A 15,877-nucleotide genomic window follows, 5' to 3' on the forward strand; every position below is an offset into this window, starting at 1 on the left:
ACTATAGCCACACAATGCGAAAAGCCAGTTCGGACTGATGTCAAAATGCCAATTGAAACCAAGGTGCCCGCTCAGGCTCCGCGAACGCTAGAGGCCTGGGTCAAGCTGCTCGAGAGTGTTCGCATCCCGGTGCCGAAGCACAGCTACGACCGGGTCATGGCGGCCATCCACGATAGCCGCCGCTCGCTGCGCGACATCGCCGAACTGATGCAAGATAGCCCGGCGCTGGTGTTGTCGGTGATGCGTGAAGCCAACCACGCCACCAACGCCAGCATGGCCGAACCGGCCGAAAGCCTTGAAGTGGCCCTCAACCGGCTCGGCCTGGAGCGCAGCGAGCTGTTGCTCAAGCGCCTGCCGGCAGTGCCTGTTGAAGAAATCCCGCCGGTTCTGTGCCAGTTCCAGATGATCAGCCAGCACGCAGCGCAGCAGGCCAGCGGCCTGTTCGCCAGCCGCCTGGCCCGGCTGTGGCAGGAAATCCACTGGGGTAGCCTGCTGTTCCTGTCGCCCCTCTGGCCGCTGGCACTGGCCTACCCGAAGCTGCTCGACACCTGGGAGCTGCGGGTGATCCACAAGGGTGAAGAGGCCGCCCATGTCGAGGAAGAACTGTTTGGCGTGCGCATAATGGCGCTGTGCCAGACCACGGCCGAATACTGGCGCCTGCCGCAGTGGGTGACCCAGGGTTACCGCCTGCTGCTGGAAGAGCGCGAGCAACTGGCCCAGGTGCTGAGCATCGCCCGCGACGAAGACCTGCTCAGCCAGCAACACCGCCTGGACGCAGAGCCCGGCCTGCGGCGCTGGTTCAACCAGCCGGCCAATACCGTATTGCTGGCCAACAACCTGGCCCTGGCGGCGCAGGTCGGCTGGGACAACCCGCACCTGTTACGCTGGCAGCTGCTGACCGCCCTGTACCTGCAGACTTCGCTGGAAGACGTGCAGCAGCAAGTTCACCAGCAGGCAGCCGCCAGCGCCCGTCGCCATGCCCGGCATGCACTGTTCCATCCAGCCGAGGCGCTGATATGGCCGTGGCACCAGCGCCGCCCGCACCCAGACATGCTGGCGGCGCCACCGCCCAGCAGTGAAGAGCTGGCGCGCTGGCGCACACTGTGCCAGCACCTGCTGGCGCAACCCAGCCCGTTCACCAATACCGTGCACCTGGCCACCCAGGCACAAGAGGCCCTGCTGGCCTGCGGCATGCAACGCATCATGCTGCTGAGCCTGGACAAGAGCACCGACACCCTGCGCGTGCAGCAGACCGCCGGCTTGCCCAAGGAGGCCGCGGGCCTCGCCCTGCAGGTGGCGCAGAACAAACTGCTGCAAAAGCTGATGAGCCAGGCCGGACAGCTGCGCATCACCCCGCAGAACAACAGCCAGTTCGCCGCGCTGCTGCCCGCCCCGCTGCGCGCCCTGTTCCGCAGTGAGCATGTGCTGCTGCGCTCGCTGGCAGTGAACGATCAGGTGCTCATGCTGCTGGTGGCCGACCAGGCTTGCAGGCCCATGGCCGACATCAGCGTGCAAGCCTTCGGCAAAACCGTGCAATGCATCGAGCGGGCACTGTCGCTGTTCGCCAACCGCAAAGCCTGAGCCTTGCGCTACAATCGCTCCTCTTTCCACTCTGGAGACCGTGGATGACCGACTTTTCCGGCCTGCCCTTGGTGATCGAAGCTGCAGACCTGCTGCCGCGCCTGGATTCACCGCAGTTGATCCTGGTCGACCTGAGCAGCGCCAACCGCTATGTCAGCGGGCATATCCCCGGCGCCCGCTTTGTCGAGGGCAAGCGCACCCAGCTCGGCCAGCCACCCGCCCCTGGTCTGCTGCCGCCCCTGGGCGAACTGGAAAAACTGTTCAGCGAACTCGGCCACCGTGATGATGCCGTCTACGTGGTGTATGACGATGAAGGCGGTGGTTGGGCGGGGCGCTTCATCTGGCTGCTCGACGTGATCGGCCATACGCGCTACCACTACCTCAATGGCGGTATCCAGGCCTGGCCAGCCGACAAGCTGTCCACCGAAGTGCCTGCACCCAGTACCGCCCCGGTGCACCTGCACCTCGACACTGCACCTACAGCCACCCGCGAGTACCTGCAAAGCCGCCTGGGCGCCGATGACCTGGTGATCTGGGACGCCCGCGCCCCACAGGAATTCAACGGCGAAAAAGTGTTGTCGGCCAAGGGCGGCCACATCCCTGGTGCGGTCAACTTCGAGTGGACCGCCGGCATGGACCTCAACGACCACCTGCGCATCCGCAAGGATATCGCCGAAGTGTTGCAAAGCCTGGGCATCACCCCCGACAAGGAGGTGGTTACCCATTGCCAGTCCCACCGCCGTTCCGGTTTCACCTATTTGGTGGCCAAGGCCCTCGGCTACCCACGCGTCAAGGCTTATGCCGGCTCGTGGAGCGAATGGGGCAACCACCCGGACACGCCTGTAGAAGTTTAAGGAACCTGCATGAAATCCCGTCTGTTCATCATCAGCCAGTACCTGCTGCCGCACCACCTGCTGTCGCGGCTGGCCGGCTGCGTCGCCGAGTGCCGCGTGCGCTGGTTCAAGAACGCCTTCACCGCCTGGTTCGCCAAGCGCTACCAGGTCGACATGAGCCAGGCGCTGGTCGAAGACCTGAGCGCCTACGAGCACTTCAACGCATTCTTCACCCGCGCCCTGAAGCCGGGCGCCCGCCCGCTGGATGAAACCCCGGGCGCCATCCTGTGCCCCGCCGACGGCGCCGTGAGCCAGCTTGGCCCGATCGAGCATGGCCGCATCTTCCAGGCCAAAGGCCACGGTTTCAGCGCGCAGGAGCTGCTGGGCGGTGACCCGGCGCTGGCCGCCCCGTTCATGGGCGGTGAGTTTGCCACCATCTATTTGTCGCCCAAGGACTACCACCGCGTGCACATGCCGCTGGCCGGCACCCTGCGCGAGATGGTCTACGTGCCGGGCCGCCTGTTCTCGGTCAACCAGACCACTGCTGAAAACGTGCCCGAGCTGTTCGCCCGCAACGAGCGGGTGGTCTGCCTGTTCGACACCGAACGCGGGCCGATGGCCGTGGTGCTGGTGGGTGCGATGATCGTTGCTTCGATCGAGACCGTGTGGGCCGGCCTGGTAACGCCGCCCAAGCGTGAGCTGAAGACCTTCCGATACGACGACGCCAGCCGTGCGCCGATCCACCTGGAGAAAGGTGCCGAGTTGGGGCGCTTCAAGCTGGGTTCGACGGCCATCGTGTTGTTCGGGCCGCAGCAGGTGAAGTGGGCCGAAAGCCTGGGTGCCGGCTCTGCCGTGCGCATGGGGCAGCAGCTGGCGGCGCCTGTGCAGGCTTGATGGCCTGATAAAACCTGGGCCGCTTTGCGGCCCTTCGCGGGCATGCCCGCTCCCTCAGAGTGAGGTCGCGTTCAAACCTGTGGGAGCGGGCATGCCCGCGAAGGGCTGCAAAGCAGCCCCAAATTTCCGGATCAGCCGCGCGCGTCGCGGTCGCGCAAGCCCAACAGGTACAACACGCCATCCAGGCCCAGAGTAGAAATCGCCTGCTTGGCCGACTGGCGCACCAGCGGCTTGGCGCGGAATGCCACGCCCAGGCCGGCGAGTGCCAGCATTGGCAGGTCGTTGGCGCCATCGCCCACGGCAATGGTCTGTTCCAGTTGCAAGCCCTCATCGCTGGCCAGTTTCTGCAGCAGTTCGGCCTTGCGCTGGGCATCGACGATCGGCTCGACCGCCACACCAGTCACCTTGCCATCCACCACTTCCAGCTCGTTGGCGAACACATAGTCGATACCCAGGCGCGCCTGCACCTGGCGGGCAAAGTAGGTAAACCCACCGGACAGGATGGCAGTCTTGTAACCCAGGCGCTTGAGCTCGGCGAACAGGTTTTCCGCGCCTTCGGTCAGGCGCAGCGAGGCGCCGATCTCGTCCAGCACGCCCACATCCAGGCCCTTGAGCAGCGCCATGCGCTCCTTGAAACTGGCGCGGAAGTCCAGCTCGCCACGCATGGCGCGTTCGGTGATCGCCGCCACCTGCTCACCTACGCCAGCCGCCTTGGCCAGCTCGTCGATGACTTCGGCCTCGATCAGCGTCGAATCCATGTCGAATACCGCCAGGCGGCGGTTGCGGCGGAACAGGTCATCTTTCTGGAAGGCAATGTCGACGCTCAGCGCCTGCGCCAGGGCGAAGAAATCGGCACGCAGGGCCTGGGCATCGCTCGGCACCCCACGCACGGATATCTCGACCGCCGCCTTGCCCTTGTCGGTGTCGGCGTCCAGCGCCACCCGGGCCGACAGCCGCTCGATGCGTTCGATCGTCAGGCCGTACTGGCTGATCACCGCACTGACCCGCTGCAGTTGCTCGGGGGTGATCTTGCGGCTGAGCAGGGTCACCACATGGCGCGCCTCACCATGGCCGTCGGCCCAGTGCTGGTAGTCCGCCTCGGAAATCGGCGTATAACGGGCCTGCAGGTTCAGCTCGTGGGCCTTGGCTTGCACACCCTGCAGCAGGGCAGTTGCCACTTCGTTGTCAGGGATATCGACCAGGATGCCGAACGACAGGGTGCCGTGCATGACCGCCAGGCCGATGTCGAGGATACTCACACCGCCCTGCAGCAGGACGCCGGTGATTGCCGCAGTGAGACCGGGACGGTCCTCACCGGTGATGTTGATCAGGACGATTTCGCGCACAACCTGGCTCCGACTTCGATGAAAAATGCGCATTCTACCGACTTTCCATGACCATCGGGCGCCAACGATACTTTGCCGACAAAACCCGGCTCGCTATACTCCCCCCACTTTCTTGCCATTAAGAGCCGAGCTCTGTGAACCGGCCCACGCCCGTCAAACCAGACAACTTCTTCCTGATGATCTATCGTGCCCTGAGTCAACGTCGCGTGCCGCTGGCACTGCGCATCGCCTGCACCAACATCTTCCTGGTGGCGCTGGCACTGGTGATCTACGCCTGTGTGATGGGCCTGCAGTTCAAGCAGGCCATGCACGAGCAGGCCGACGCCCTCGGCCAGAGCCTGACCACGCAAACGGCCACTTCGGCGACCGAACTGCTGGTAGCCAACGATATCCTCAGCCTCAACGTGCTGCTGGGCAACCTGGTGAAAAACCCGCTGGTGGCCCACGCGGCCATCTACAGCGTGGACAACCGCATCCTCGCCGAAGCCGGGCAACGCCCGCGCAATAGCCTGCTGGGCGAGGCCGAAGGCGTGTACCAGACCAAGATCAGCTTCCAGGACGTGGCTGCCGGGCAGCTGCGCATCAGCCTGGACATGAGCCAATTCCAGCAACCCATGCTGATCAGCCTGCAAAGCATGGGCATTCTGGCGGCCATCCTGCTGGCGCTGGCCTTGGCCCTCAGCTTGCGCCAGGGCCGCTACATCACCCTGCCATTGCTGCAGTTGCGGGTATGGCTGCGCGACCCGCAGTACTACACCCCAGCCACCGACCGCCAGGATGAAATCGGCGACATCGCCCGCCAGCTGCATGCGCGCCTGGCGCCACCGCCGCCACCAGAGCCGGAGCCAGAGCCTGAGGAAGACGACGATGAACCGTTCGACGACCCGCATCACGCCAGCCCGGCACCCAAGGCCGCGCCGCGCGCCAAGGTCGCCGCAGTGCCAGACGAGGAAGATGACGAAGCGTTCGCCGGCCTGCTCGACGACGACACTGCACCAAGAACCGCAGTGGTAGACGAGTCCGACGAACCGCACTTCAGCGCCATCCTCGCGGTGCAGCTGGGCTCCCAGGAGCAACTGCGCCGTCTGCCGCGTACCCGCCTGACCGAACTGACCGAGCGTTACCGTGACTGCCTGGAGCATGCGGCATCGCTGTACGACGGCGAAACGCACACACTCAACGATGGCAGCACCCTGGTGCTGTTCCACAGCCGCGTATGTGGTGAGGACTACCTGACCAATGCAATCTGCTGCGGCGAGCTGTTGCGCGCCCTGGGCCATGCCCTGCAGATCGAAGTGGCCGACAGCGGCATCACCTTGCAATTGCAGCTGGGCCTGGTATTGGGCAACGATCTGCACGGGCTGGAGCTGGTAGACGTGTTGATCGCCGAAAAAGCCCAGGATGCCCTGGCGCTGTCGCAGCACAGCCGCAACCTGTTGCTGGTGGAGCGGCAGATCAGCGATGACGCACTGATTCGCCAGCGCGCACGCATTCGCCCGATTGCCAGCCCTGAGGGCGCCTGCTGCGTGGAGCGCCTGCTGGAACCGTACCCTTCGATGCTGGAACGGCAACTGGCGCGCATGCACGAGCGTCGGGCCTGACAGGCTGCGCTGGGCACTGGGGCTGCCGCGCAGCCCCTTCGCAACGCCAGGCCGCGCCTACAAGGCCCGGCCCAGCCTCGCAATGGTTTGACGCAGACATGAAAAAGCCCGCAGCATCGCGGGCTTTTTTGCACCTGGCGGTTAGGTCAGAACCGATAGACTTCCATATCGGTGCGGATCGGCGAGGCCATCGGGATCCTGGACTTTTCCGGCGCCTTCTTCACCTGCACCGGTGCAGCCGGCTTTTTCGGCGTTTCTTCAGCGATTGCCGGCTGGTTGGCCAGCGGCTTCACCGCCGTGCTCAGCTGCTCGGCCAGCTTCTGCAGCAATTGGCCCTGGGCCTGTACCTGCGACGACTCGCTGCCCTCATGTGGCTGTTCGAGGTGCACGATACGGTTGTCACGTACACGGCCACGGCGGTCCAGCAGGCGCCACTGGGCGTCGAGGATGGCCGGTTGGTCCTTGCCCGAATCCAGGCGGGTAATCGACAGCAGCACCTGTACATCCGGCGTGAAACCGGCCGTTGCCGGGGCCAGTACCACACGCTGGCTGTCCAGGCGCCAGGCCAGCTGGCGCACCAGCAACTGGTCGATGTCCGACGACAGGCTACCCGCCCAACGACCGTCGGTCGCCGCGCTCAGGCTGCCATCGGCCTGGCGCTGCAGGAACGTCTCGCGCTGCAGGTAATCGGCCACCGATACCGGCCCGAGTACAACGGCCATGCCCGCACTCTGCGACGGCTGGCCAGGATCACCACTGTCGAGCTGGTACAAGGCGACAGGCTGGTGCATGGTGCACCCGCCCAGCCCCAGCAGGCCAGTCATCAACAGCGCAAGTGGAAGGCGCAGAAATTTCATCATCCCATCCAGGCGGCTGCCTACAGGCACACCGCAGTGATACATATAAATTCAAACGGGCACACGACCACGCCGGCGCCGCAAGGGCCATATCATCCGCGAAATAACCGTCCGACTCCAGTGTTTCTGCCCGGAACGGCGCTGTAATTGCCGTTCCAGACATTTCCACCGGTTACGCCGGCACTTCCACCTGCAAGCTATCGACGCGCTGGAACCCACGCGGTAGCTTGCTGCCACGCCGGCCACGCTCGCCCTTGTAGTGTTCCAGGTCGTCGGGCTTCAGAGACAGGGTACGCTTGCCGGCCTGCAATACAAGGGTCGCCCCGTCGGCGATCACGGCCAGGTCGGTGACGAACTCTTCGCGGCTGGCGACCCGGTCGCCGGGTACACCAATGATCTTGTTGCCCTTGCCTTTACCCAGCTGTGGCAAGTCGCTGACCTTGAACACCAGCAGGCGGCCTTCGGTGGTCACCGCCGCCAGCCAGTCCTGCTCACGGTTGGCCACCGGCCGCGGCGTCATCACCTTGGCGCCGTTGGGCAGGCTGAGCAAACCCTTGCCGGCCTTGTTCTTGGCCTGCAGGTCTTCACCCTTGACCACGAAGCCGTAGCCGGCGTCGGAAGCGACCACGTACAGCGCATCGTCCTCTGGCAGCAGCACGCAATCGAAGGTGGCCCCAGGCGGAGGCGTCAGGCGCCCCGTCAGCGGCTCACCCTGGCCACGCGCCGAAGGCAGGCTGTGGGCGGCCAGCGAGTAGCTGCGCCCGGTCGAGTCGATCAGCACGGCAAACTGGTTGGAGCGGCCAGCAGCAGCGGCCTTGAAGCCGTCGCCTGCCTTGTACGACAAGCCGGTCGCGTCGATGTCGTGGCCCTTGGCACAGCGTATCCAGCCTTTTTCCGACAGCACCACGGTGACCGGCTCGGTCGGCATCAGCTCGTTTTCCGACAGCGCCTTGGCTTCGGCGCGCTCGACAATAGGCGAGCGGCGGTCGTCGCCATAGGTTTCGGCATCCTTGATCAGCTCGCTGCGCACCAGCTTGCGCAGTTTGGCTTCGCTGCCCAGCAGCGCCTGCAACTTGGCTTGCTCTTTCAGCAGTTCGTCCTGCTCGCCGCGGATTTTCATCTCTTCCAAACGCGCCAACTGCCGCAGGCGGGTCTCGAGGATGTAGTCGGCCTGGATTTCGGTCAGGCCGAAGCGTGCGATCAGCGCCTGCTTGGGGTGGTCCTCGGTGCGGATGATGTGGATCACTTCATCCAGGTTGAGGAACGCCGTGAGCAAACCGTCCAGCAGGTGCAAGCGCTTCTCGACCTTGTCCAGGCGGTGCTGCAGCCGGCGACGAACGGTATGGGTACGAAACTCCAGCCATTCCACCAGGATCGTGCGCAGGTTCTTCAGCTGCGGCCGGCCGTCGAGGCCGATGATGTTGATGTTGACCCGGTAGCTGCTTTCCAGGTCGGTGGTGGCGAACAGGTGCTGCATCAGTTCGTCGGCATCCACACGGTTGGACCGCGGGATGATGACGATGCGGCAAGGGTTCTCGTGATCCGACTCGTCGCGCAGGTCGGCCACCATCGGCAGCTTCTTGGCCTGCATCTGCGCCGCGATCTGCTCCAGCACCTTGGCCCCCGAGACCTGGTGGGGCAACGCGGTTACAACGATGTCGCCGTCCTCGACGCGGTACACGGCGCGCATGCGGATCGAGCCACGGCCACTTTCGTACATCTTGAGGATTTCGGCCCGCGGCGTGACGATTTCGGCCTCGGTCGGGTAGTCCGGCCCTTGAATATGCTCGCACAACTGCTCGATGGTGGCCTTGGGCTCGTCGAGCAGGCGCACGCAGGCGCTGGCCACTTCACGCAGGTTGTGCGGCGGCACATCGGTGGCCATGCCCACGGCGATACCGGTGGTGCCGTTGAGCAGAATGTTGGGCAGGCGTGCCGGCAACACGGCGGGCTCCTGCAAGGTGCCGTCGAAGTTGGGCACCCAGTCGACGGTGCCCTGGCCGACTTCGCTGAGCAGCACTTCGGCATAGCGGGACAACCGCGCTTCGGTGTAGCGCATGGCCGCGAACGACTTCGGATCGTCCGGCGCACCCCAGTTGCCCTGGCCATCGACCAGTGTGTAGCGGTAGCTGAACGGCTGCGCCATCAGCACCATGGCTTCATAGCAGGCCGAGTCGCCATGGGGGTGGAACTTGCCGAGCACGTCACCGACGGTACGCGCCGACTTCTTGTGCTTGGCATCGGCATCGAGCCCCAACTCGCTCATGGCGTAGACAATGCGCCGCTGCACTGGCTTGAGGCCATCGCCGATATGCGGCAGGGCGCGGTCCATGATCACGTACATGGAGTAGTTGAGGTAGGCCTGTTCGGTGAAGTCAGCCAGTGAGCGGCGTTCTACGCCGTCCAGGCTGAGTTCCAGTGAGTCGCTCATGCGGGCCTCGTCATTTCAGGTTCTGGCGCAGCAGCATGGTGCCACCGCGCTGGGTAAATTCAAGTTGTTGCAGGGCACTCATGCCCAGTAGCACGGTGGGGCCATCCAGGCCCGGCACGACAATGGCGCGTACGTTCTGCAGGTGGATGTCGCCCAGTTGCAGGCTGGCCAGCCGCGTGCGGTAGCCCTCGGTGCGGCCATTGGCGGTACTCAGCAGCACCGGGCTGCCACGCGCCAGGTTCAGGTCGCGGGCCAGCCCTTCGGGGATCGCGACGTCGGTGGCCCCGGTGTCCAGCATGAAGTGCACCACCTGGCCATTGATCGCGCCATCCACCACGAAATGCCCCTGGCCATTACTCAGCAGGCGCACCTCGATGAAACCTTGGCCGTGCTCCGACTGCACCTGGCGGTTGGGGTTACGTTGGCTGTCTTCCCACTGGCCGAAAAAGCGCGTGGCCAGAAACAGCGCAGCCGCCCAGGCAAGCACCATCAGCACCCGCCCTGCGCGCTTGCCCGGTGCCTGGCTCACGGTTTGGCGCCCCAGCCGCCCTGAGGCGCCTCGAAGCGCCATACGATCGGGCGCCGCTCGCCGTCGGCACGGTCAGCGTTGTTGTTGTCCAACCCGACCCAGGCGCCTTTGCTGTCGATCACCAGCGCCTCGGCCAGGCCGAACGGCTGATCGTAGCGGCGCATGGGCTCCAGCGCCTCGGCGGCGAACGACCAGCAGCGCTCGACCTCGCCGCTGTTGGCGTCCCGCCGGCATATCCGGTAGGCGTTGCGCTCAAGGGTGAACAGGTTGCCATCGAACCAGGCGAGGTCGGAAAAGTCGCGCGACAGGGCCCGGGCCTCTGGCATTTGCGGCGGCTGCATCTCGACCCCAGCCTCGCTCAGCAGCACGCAACCGCGCCCGCAGGTCCATACCGACTGCTGCCGTTCAATGGCCACCAGGCCACGCCGCTCGCGCTCGGCCGCCAGCCACAGGCGGTCACCCGCCGGGTTGATTGCCAGCCCTTCGAACAGCGCATTGAAGTTCAGCAGCATGCCACTGGCCCGCGCCTGACGGACCATGGCCGGGTCGATCTTGAGCCAGTCGGGCTCACCTTCGGGCGGCAGTTGCAGCACCGCAGCGTGTGCCTCGCTGACCAGGTACAGGTTGTTTGCCTGGTCGCAGGTGATGCCTTCAAAGTCCAGCGCCCCGCCGCGAATGTACGACGCCGCCCAGTTGCGTGACTTCAGGCCCCACGGCAGGCCGCTTTCCGGCACCGGCGGCGCAGTGAAGACAAGCGCCTGCGCGCGCCAGGTAGCGCTCTGCTGGTCGAAGCGGTAGATGCGGTCATCGTCGCGGTCGGACACACCCCACAACGCCCCCCGGCAGAACGCCAGGCCAGACAGGTTGCCACCGCGCATACCGTCTATCGGGTGCTCGGCAGTCATCTTCAGCTCTGGCCAGTCGCCCGCCAGGCCCGGCAGCGCAACCAGCGCCAGCCAGGCCGCCAGAAGCAGACGAATCAAACCATGACCTCGGCGAGGTTACCTTTGGTTTCCAGCCAGTTCTTGCGGTCACCGGCGCGCTTCTTGGCCAGCAGCTTGTCCATCAGCTCGCAAGTCGCCTGCACGTCATCCAGGGTCAGTTGCACCAGGCGCCGGGTATTCGGGTCCATGGTGGTTTCACGCAGTTGTGGCGGGTTCATTTCGCCCAAACCCTTGAAGCGGGTGACTTGGGGTTTGCCGCGCTTCTTCTCGGCCACCAGGCGGTCGAGAATGCCATCACGCTCGGCTTCGTCGAGGGCATAGTAGATTTCCTTGCCCAGGTCGATGCGGTACAGCGGCGGCATGGCCACATACACGTGCCCGGCCTCGACCAGTGCACGGAAGTGCTGCACGAACAGCGCGCACAACAGCGTGGCAATGTGCAGGCCGTCGGAGTCGGCGTCGGCGAGGATGCAGATTTTGCCATAGCGCAGTTGCGCCAGGTCGGTGGCACCGGGGTCGACGCCGATGGCCACGGCAATGTTGTGCACTTCCTGGCTGGCCAGGACTTCGCCGCCGTCCACTTCCCAGGTGTTGAGGATCTTGCCGCGCAGCGGCAGGATGGCCTGGAATTCCTTGTCCCGGGCCTGCTTGGCCGAGCCACCGGCCGAGTCACCCTCGACCAGGAACAGCTCGGCACGCATCGGGTCCTGGCCGGCGCAGTCGGCCAGCTTGCCGGGCAATGCCGGGCCCTGGGTGATGCGCTTGCGCTCGACCTTCTTGCTGGCCTTGAGGCGGCGGCCGGCGTTGCTGATGGCCAGCTCCGCCAGTTGCATGCCCAGTTCAGGGTGGGCGTTGAGCCACAGGCTGAAGGCATCCTTGACCACGCCAGAGACGAATGCCGCCGCCTCGCGTGAAGACAGCCGCTCTTTGGTCTGCCCGGAGAACTGCGGGTCCTGCATCTTCATCGAGAGGACGAAAGTGATGCGCTCCCAAACGTCTTCCGGTGCCAGCTTGACCCCGCGCGGCAGCAGGTTGCGGAATTCGCAGAACTCGCGCATGGCATCCAGCAGGCCCTGGCGCAGGCCATTGACGTGGGTACCGCCCTGGGCGGTAGGGATCAGGTTGACGTAGCTTTCCTGGATGCTGTCGCCGCCTTCGGGCAGCCATAGCAAGGCCCAGTCCACCGCTTCCTTGTTACCGGCCAGGCTACCGCAGAACGGCTCATCGGGCAGGCGCTGGAACTCGTTGACCGAATCGACCAGGTAGGAACGCAGGCCATCCTCGTAGTGCCATTCGACCTTTTCGCCGCTGGCTTTGTCCTCGAAGCTGACCAGCAGGCCTGGGCACAGCACGGCCTTGGCCTTGAGCACGTGCTTGAGACGGCTGATGGAGAATTTCGGCGAATCGAAATACTTGGGGTCGGGGCTGAAATACACGCTGGTGCCGGTGTTGCGCTTGCCGACCGAACCCACAACTTCCAGCTCGCTGGCCTTGAAGCCGTCGGCGAAGGTCATCTGGTACTCGTTGCCGTCGCGTTTGACACGCACGCGCACCTGGGTCGACAGGGCGTTGACCACCGAGATGCCAACGCCGTGCAAGCCACCGGAGAACTGGTAGTTCTTGTTGGAGAACTTGCCGCCGGCGTGCAGCTTGGTCAGGATCAGCTCGACCCCGGACACGCCCTCTTCGGGGTGAATGTCCACCGGCATGCCACGGCCGTCGTCGCTGACTTCCAGCGAGTGGTCGGCATGCAGAATGACCTGCACGGAGCGGGCGTGACCGGCCAGGGCTTCGTCGACACTGTTGTCGATCACTTCCTGGGCCAGGTGGTTGGGGCGGCTGGTGTCGGTGTACATGCCCGGCCGCTTGCGGACCGGGTCAAGGCCCGAGAGGACTTCGATGGCGTCTGCGTTATAGGCGCTAGCGCTGGGATTGGCCATAGGGTCTCGTCGTCAGTCTGGTGAGTGCAAAAAAGTCAAAATACAGAAAAATCGAGCGCTGCATACTGCCCACGCGCAATACCGGCAAACGCCAGCAGGGCCGGCAGGCGCTCGGCAAAGCCCTGGAAACTGTGGTCACCACCGGCCTGGATGCGCAGGGCACAAGCACGGTAATAACGTTCGGCATGGCGGTAATCCAGGGTTTCGTCGGCGGTTTGCAGCCACACCTGATAGCGGCTGGCATCGACCGGCGCTGGCACTTCCAGCTCGGCCAGGGCCTGCACGTGGTCCAGGGTCAGCTCCCAGGTTTCATCGGTGTAGTGGTTGCGCTGGGTACCCAGGTAGCCGTCAAAGTGCTTGTGCGGGGTAACCGCCGGGTTGACCAGCAAGGCCTTGAGGCCATGGCGCTCCGCCAGACAGGTGGCATAGTAGCCGCCGAGCGAACTGCCCACCAGTAATGGCGCGCCCAGTTCGGCGATGGCCGCCTCAAGCTGGGCGATGGCCTGGCGTGGGTGATGGTGCAAGGCGGGCACCCGCAGTTGGTCGGCCAGGCCGAGCTGCTGCATGACCGCTTCGAGCTGGCGCGCCTTGGTGGAAAGCGGCGAGCTGTTGAAGCCATGGATATAGAGGATGGAACCCGACATGCTGCCCCCGGAATCTGTGGCTTCGCGCCTGATGATGCGGGCGCAGGGACGCGCAGTGTAGCGCGTTCGCCGGGTTTTGACGCAGCGTCACGGGTTTCGCAACAATTTCTTCACCATAGCCCGCTGCAACAGGGCACCCTGTAGGAGCGGCCTTGTGTCGCGAAGGGGGTGCGAAGCAACCCCCCATAATTTCAGCTTCGCCGCAGATATTGCCGGGGCCGCTTTGCGGCCCTTTCGCGACACAAGGCCGCTCCTACAGTTGAACGCGCAACCCGCTCAATAACCTGGGCTATCGAAGTCGAGCTTCACTTCAAAGTCCCACGCCCGCTCCACCCCGGTCTCCAGCCGCCCGTCGGCATGCAGGCGCAGCCAGCGGTACCCAGGCTGCTCTTCGCTCACCTTGAAGTCCTCGCTGCGGGCCGCGAACTGAATGCAGGTCGAAGGCGTAGCCAGCAGGCGCCGACCATTGCGCACTTCATCCCACTCCTGATGAACGTGCCCCCACAGCAATGCCCGCACCTGTGGGTAACCTTCAATGATGTCAAACAGCGCCTGGGCATTGCGCAAGCCGATCGGGGCGATCCAGGCGCAGCCGATGTCTACCGGTTGATGGTGGAAACACACCAGGCAATGGCGCCCGCCCGCCCCTTTCAGCGCGGCCTCCAGCACTGCCAGCTGGTCATCCCCCAGCAAGCCATGTGTGGCGCCGTGCACCGCCGTGTTGAGCATCACAATACGCCAGGCGCCGATATCGGTTACCGCCTGTACCAACTCCGGCGCCACTTCGGCCATGATCCGGGCCTCATCATGGTTGCCCGGCAGCCAACGGCTTGGTACGCCAAACGGCGCAGTCAGCTCACGAAAAGCTTCATAAGAAGCAACGCTGGCATCCTGGGACAAGTCGCCCGTGCACAACAGCAAGTCGACAAGCGGTTGCTCGCGCCGCACCTGGGCTACCACATGGCCCAAACTTTCACGGGTCTTGAGGCCCAGCATGCTGCCGGCCGGGTCGGCGAAAAGATGGGCGTCGGTCAGTTGCACCACATGTACTGGGCGCGGGTGGTCTGCATGCATGTCAGCGAACGCTTGCCAGTTCGTGGCCACAGGCCAGGCAGTGACTCAGCCATTCACCGAGGAACAGGTTGAGCTGGGCCTTTTCGTCTGGCTGGTGCATGGCCTCGTTCGGGTAGGGGTAGATGCTGCGCAGGCGCCGGGCATGTTCGGCGCTGATCACTTCGGCCATGCGCGCATCGTGATACACCTGCACCTCCAGGTGCGGCACCGGCAGCCACGGCAAGCTGTGCTCCTGACGTATATGCAGGGTGGTGGTGTACGGGCAGGCCAGCACCACGTCGAGCACCAGCACGCCAAGCATCTGGTCGCCCTGGGTCATACCGATGCGGCGCGAGCTCTGGGTGGTACGCATGTCCGGCAGCAAGCGCATCAGCCGGGCATAGTTGGCCTCACAGGCAGCCTGCAGCCCGGCCAGGTCGACTCGATAGCGCTCGCGCAGCAGGTTCACTTCCACATACCTCGTACTTCGTCACGGTTCAGCGCCAGCCATTGCAAGCCGATGATGGTCGCCGCGTTGCAGATGCGCCCATCGCGCACGGCCTGCAAGGCATCTTCGAACGACCACACCCGCACGCGAATGTCTTCACCCTCGGCCTCCAGGCCATGCAGCCCCCCTGCCCCTTCGCTGCTGCAGTGGCCAAGGAACAAGTGCACGTATTCATCGCTGCCGCCTGGCGACGGGAAGTAGCGGGTCATCGGCCACAGGGCACTGAAAGTCAGGCCCGCTTCTTCTTCGGCTTCGCGGTGGGCGACTTCCTCGGGTTGCTCGTCCTTGTCGATCAGCCCGGCGACCATTTCGATCAGCCAGGGGTTTTCGGCCTTGCCCATTGCACCGACGCGGAACTGTTCGATCAGCACCACTTCATCGCGCAGCGGGTCGTAGGGTAGTACACACACCGCATCGTGACGCACGAACAGTTCACGGCTGATCTCGCGCCCCATGCCGCCCGCAAACAGCTCGTGGCGCAAGTGCACCTTGTCGAGCTTGTAGAAGCCCTGGAAGCAGTTTTCCCGCTTGACGATCTCGACCGCCCTGGGCACTGAGTTCAACGTGTCTGACATGGAAATCCTCGCTACCTCAATCACAGCATCGCGCCATCCTACTCCGCACGCCAGCGCGTTTCACCCCTTTCCAGCAACCATTCGCACAGTCGGGACAGCACGTGCGCACTCTGTTAGCTTAGTGGCGAACCGAAGGCCGCG

Annotated in this window: 14 protein-coding genes; 4 read left to right on the forward strand and 10 right to left on the reverse strand. The window is 64.5% G+C overall.

The window, feature by feature from the left end:
- Positions 1-45: 45 nt before the first annotated feature.
- Genes G1E_RS20285 through asd form a run of 3 tightly spaced genes read left to right on the forward strand, consistent with a single transcriptional unit; the run spans position 46 to position 3,308 of the window.
- Positions 46-1,581 (forward strand): HDOD domain-containing protein, encoded by a 1,536-nt coding sequence (locus tag G1E_RS20285; RefSeq protein WP_009681316.1) that lies wholly within the window; start codon positions 46-48, stop codon positions 1,579-1,581.
- A gap of 44 nt (positions 1,582-1,625) precedes the next feature.
- The gene (locus G1E_RS20290; RefSeq protein ID WP_009681317.1) at positions 1,626-2,435 is read left to right on the forward strand and encodes a rhodanese-like domain-containing protein; all 810 of its coding nucleotides are present in this window, start codon (positions 1,626-1,628) and stop codon (positions 2,433-2,435) included.
- Positions 2,436-2,444: 9 nt separating this feature from the next.
- The gene (asd, locus tag G1E_RS20295) at positions 2,445-3,308 is read left to right on the forward strand and encodes an archaetidylserine decarboxylase (protein WP_029887865.1); all 864 of its coding nucleotides are present in this window, start codon (positions 2,445-2,447) and stop codon (positions 3,306-3,308) included.
- Between the two features lie 131 nt (positions 3,309-3,439).
- Here the strand turns inward: asd and serB are convergent, their stop codons facing one another.
- On the reverse strand, positions 3,440-4,654 hold the full coding sequence (serB, locus tag G1E_RS20300) for a phosphoserine phosphatase SerB (RefSeq protein WP_009681320.1): 1,215 nt from the start codon (positions 4,652-4,654) through the stop codon (positions 3,440-3,442).
- Positions 4,655-4,788: 134 nt separating this feature from the next.
- On the opposite strand from serB, the gene G1E_RS20305 reads away from it, so the two are divergent.
- Positions 4,789-6,255, forward strand: a complete 1,467-nt coding sequence (locus G1E_RS20305; RefSeq protein WP_009681321.1) for an AhpA/YtjB family protein — start codon at positions 4,789-4,791, stop codon at positions 6,253-6,255.
- A gap of 146 nt (positions 6,256-6,401) precedes the next feature.
- Here the strand turns inward: G1E_RS20305 and G1E_RS20310 are convergent, their stop codons facing one another.
- The 9 genes from G1E_RS20310 to G1E_RS20350 all read right to left on the reverse strand — a co-directional run bounded on the left by G1E_RS20310 (position 6,402) and on the right by G1E_RS20350 (position 15,736).
- Positions 6,402-7,112 carry a membrane integrity-associated transporter subunit PqiC gene (locus tag G1E_RS20310; RefSeq protein ID WP_009681322.1) on the reverse strand — a complete coding sequence of 237 codons (711 nt, stop codon included), beginning with the start codon at positions 7,110-7,112 and terminating at the stop codon, positions 6,402-6,404.
- A 172-nt stretch (positions 7,113-7,284) separates the two neighbouring features.
- Entirely contained in the window at positions 7,285-9,543 is a 2,259-nt protein-coding gene (gene parC, locus G1E_RS20315) for a DNA topoisomerase IV subunit A (protein WP_047150055.1), read from the reverse strand.
- A gap of 10 nt (positions 9,544-9,553) precedes the next feature.
- Positions 9,554-10,072 (reverse strand): TIGR02281 family clan AA aspartic protease, encoded by a 519-nt coding sequence (locus G1E_RS20320; RefSeq protein WP_009681325.1) that lies wholly within the window; start codon positions 10,070-10,072, stop codon positions 9,554-9,556.
- Complete coding sequence (locus G1E_RS20325; protein WP_047150056.1) at positions 10,069-11,055, reverse strand: esterase-like activity of phytase family protein; 987 nt, start codon at positions 11,053-11,055, stop codon at positions 10,069-10,071. Before G1E_RS20325 ends, G1E_RS20320 begins: the two co-directional genes overlap by 4 nt.
- Positions 11,052-12,956, reverse strand: coding sequence for a DNA topoisomerase IV subunit B (gene parE / locus G1E_RS20330; RefSeq protein ID WP_009681328.1), 1,905 nt, complete (start codon positions 12,954-12,956; stop codon positions 11,052-11,054). Before parE ends, G1E_RS20325 begins: the two co-directional genes overlap by 4 nt.
- Positions 12,957-12,991: 35 nt before the next feature.
- On the reverse strand, positions 12,992-13,600 hold the full coding sequence (locus G1E_RS20335) for a YqiA/YcfP family alpha/beta fold hydrolase (protein ID WP_009681329.1): 609 nt from the start codon (positions 13,598-13,600) through the stop codon (positions 12,992-12,994).
- Between the two features lie 276 nt (positions 13,601-13,876).
- Positions 13,877-14,674: a 3',5'-cyclic-AMP phosphodiesterase gene (gene cpdA, locus G1E_RS20340; protein WP_009681330.1), complete on the reverse strand. Its 798-nt coding sequence runs from the start codon at positions 14,672-14,674 to the stop codon at positions 13,877-13,879.
- Between the two features lies 1 nt (position 14,675).
- Positions 14,676-15,128, reverse strand: coding sequence for a DUF1249 domain-containing protein (locus G1E_RS20345; protein ID WP_009681331.1), 453 nt, complete (start codon positions 15,126-15,128; stop codon positions 14,676-14,678).
- The gene (locus tag G1E_RS20350) at positions 15,119-15,736 is read right to left on the reverse strand and encodes an NUDIX domain-containing protein (RefSeq protein WP_009681332.1); all 618 of its coding nucleotides are present in this window, start codon (positions 15,734-15,736) and stop codon (positions 15,119-15,121) included. Before G1E_RS20350 ends, G1E_RS20345 begins: the two co-directional genes overlap by 10 nt.
- Positions 15,737-15,877 lie beyond the last annotated feature (141 nt).

It is taken from the genome of Pseudomonas sp. TJI-51, assembly GCF_000190455.2.
In the GTDB taxonomy this organism is placed as follows: domain Bacteria; phylum Pseudomonadota; class Gammaproteobacteria; order Pseudomonadales; family Pseudomonadaceae; genus Aquipseudomonas; species Aquipseudomonas juntendi.

What these genes read in the sequence shown, in the direction of transcription:
- G1E_RS20350 (WP_009681332.1), bottom strand. Translation starts at nt 15,736, where the DNA reads ATGTCAGACACGTTGAACTCAGTGCCCAGGGCGGTCGAGATCGTCAAG.
- parE (WP_009681328.1), bottom strand. Translation starts at nt 12,956, where the DNA reads ATGGCCAATCCCAGCGCTAGCGCCTATAACGCAGACGCCATCGAAGTC.
- G1E_RS20285 (WP_009681316.1), top strand. Translation starts at nt 46, where the DNA reads ATGCCAATTGAAACCAAGGTGCCCGCTCAGGCTCCGCGAACGCTAGAG.
- parC (WP_047150055.1), bottom strand. Translation starts at nt 9,543, where the DNA reads ATGAGCGACTCACTGGAACTCAGCCTGGACGGCGTAGAACGCCGCTCA.
- G1E_RS20335 (WP_009681329.1), bottom strand. Translation starts at nt 13,600, where the DNA reads ATGTCGGGTTCCATCCTCTATATCCATGGCTTCAACAGCTCGCCGCTT.
- G1E_RS20310 (WP_009681322.1), bottom strand. Translation starts at nt 7,112, where the DNA reads ATGAAATTTCTGCGCCTTCCACTTGCGCTGTTGATGACTGGCCTGCTG.
- asd (WP_029887865.1), top strand. Translation starts at nt 2,445, where the DNA reads ATGAAATCCCGTCTGTTCATCATCAGCCAGTACCTGCTGCCGCACCAC.
- G1E_RS20290 (WP_009681317.1), top strand. Translation starts at nt 1,626, where the DNA reads ATGACCGACTTTTCCGGCCTGCCCTTGGTGATCGAAGCTGCAGACCTG.
- cpdA (WP_009681330.1), bottom strand. Translation starts at nt 14,674, where the DNA reads ATGCATGCAGACCACCCGCGCCCAGTACATGTGGTGCAACTGACCGAC.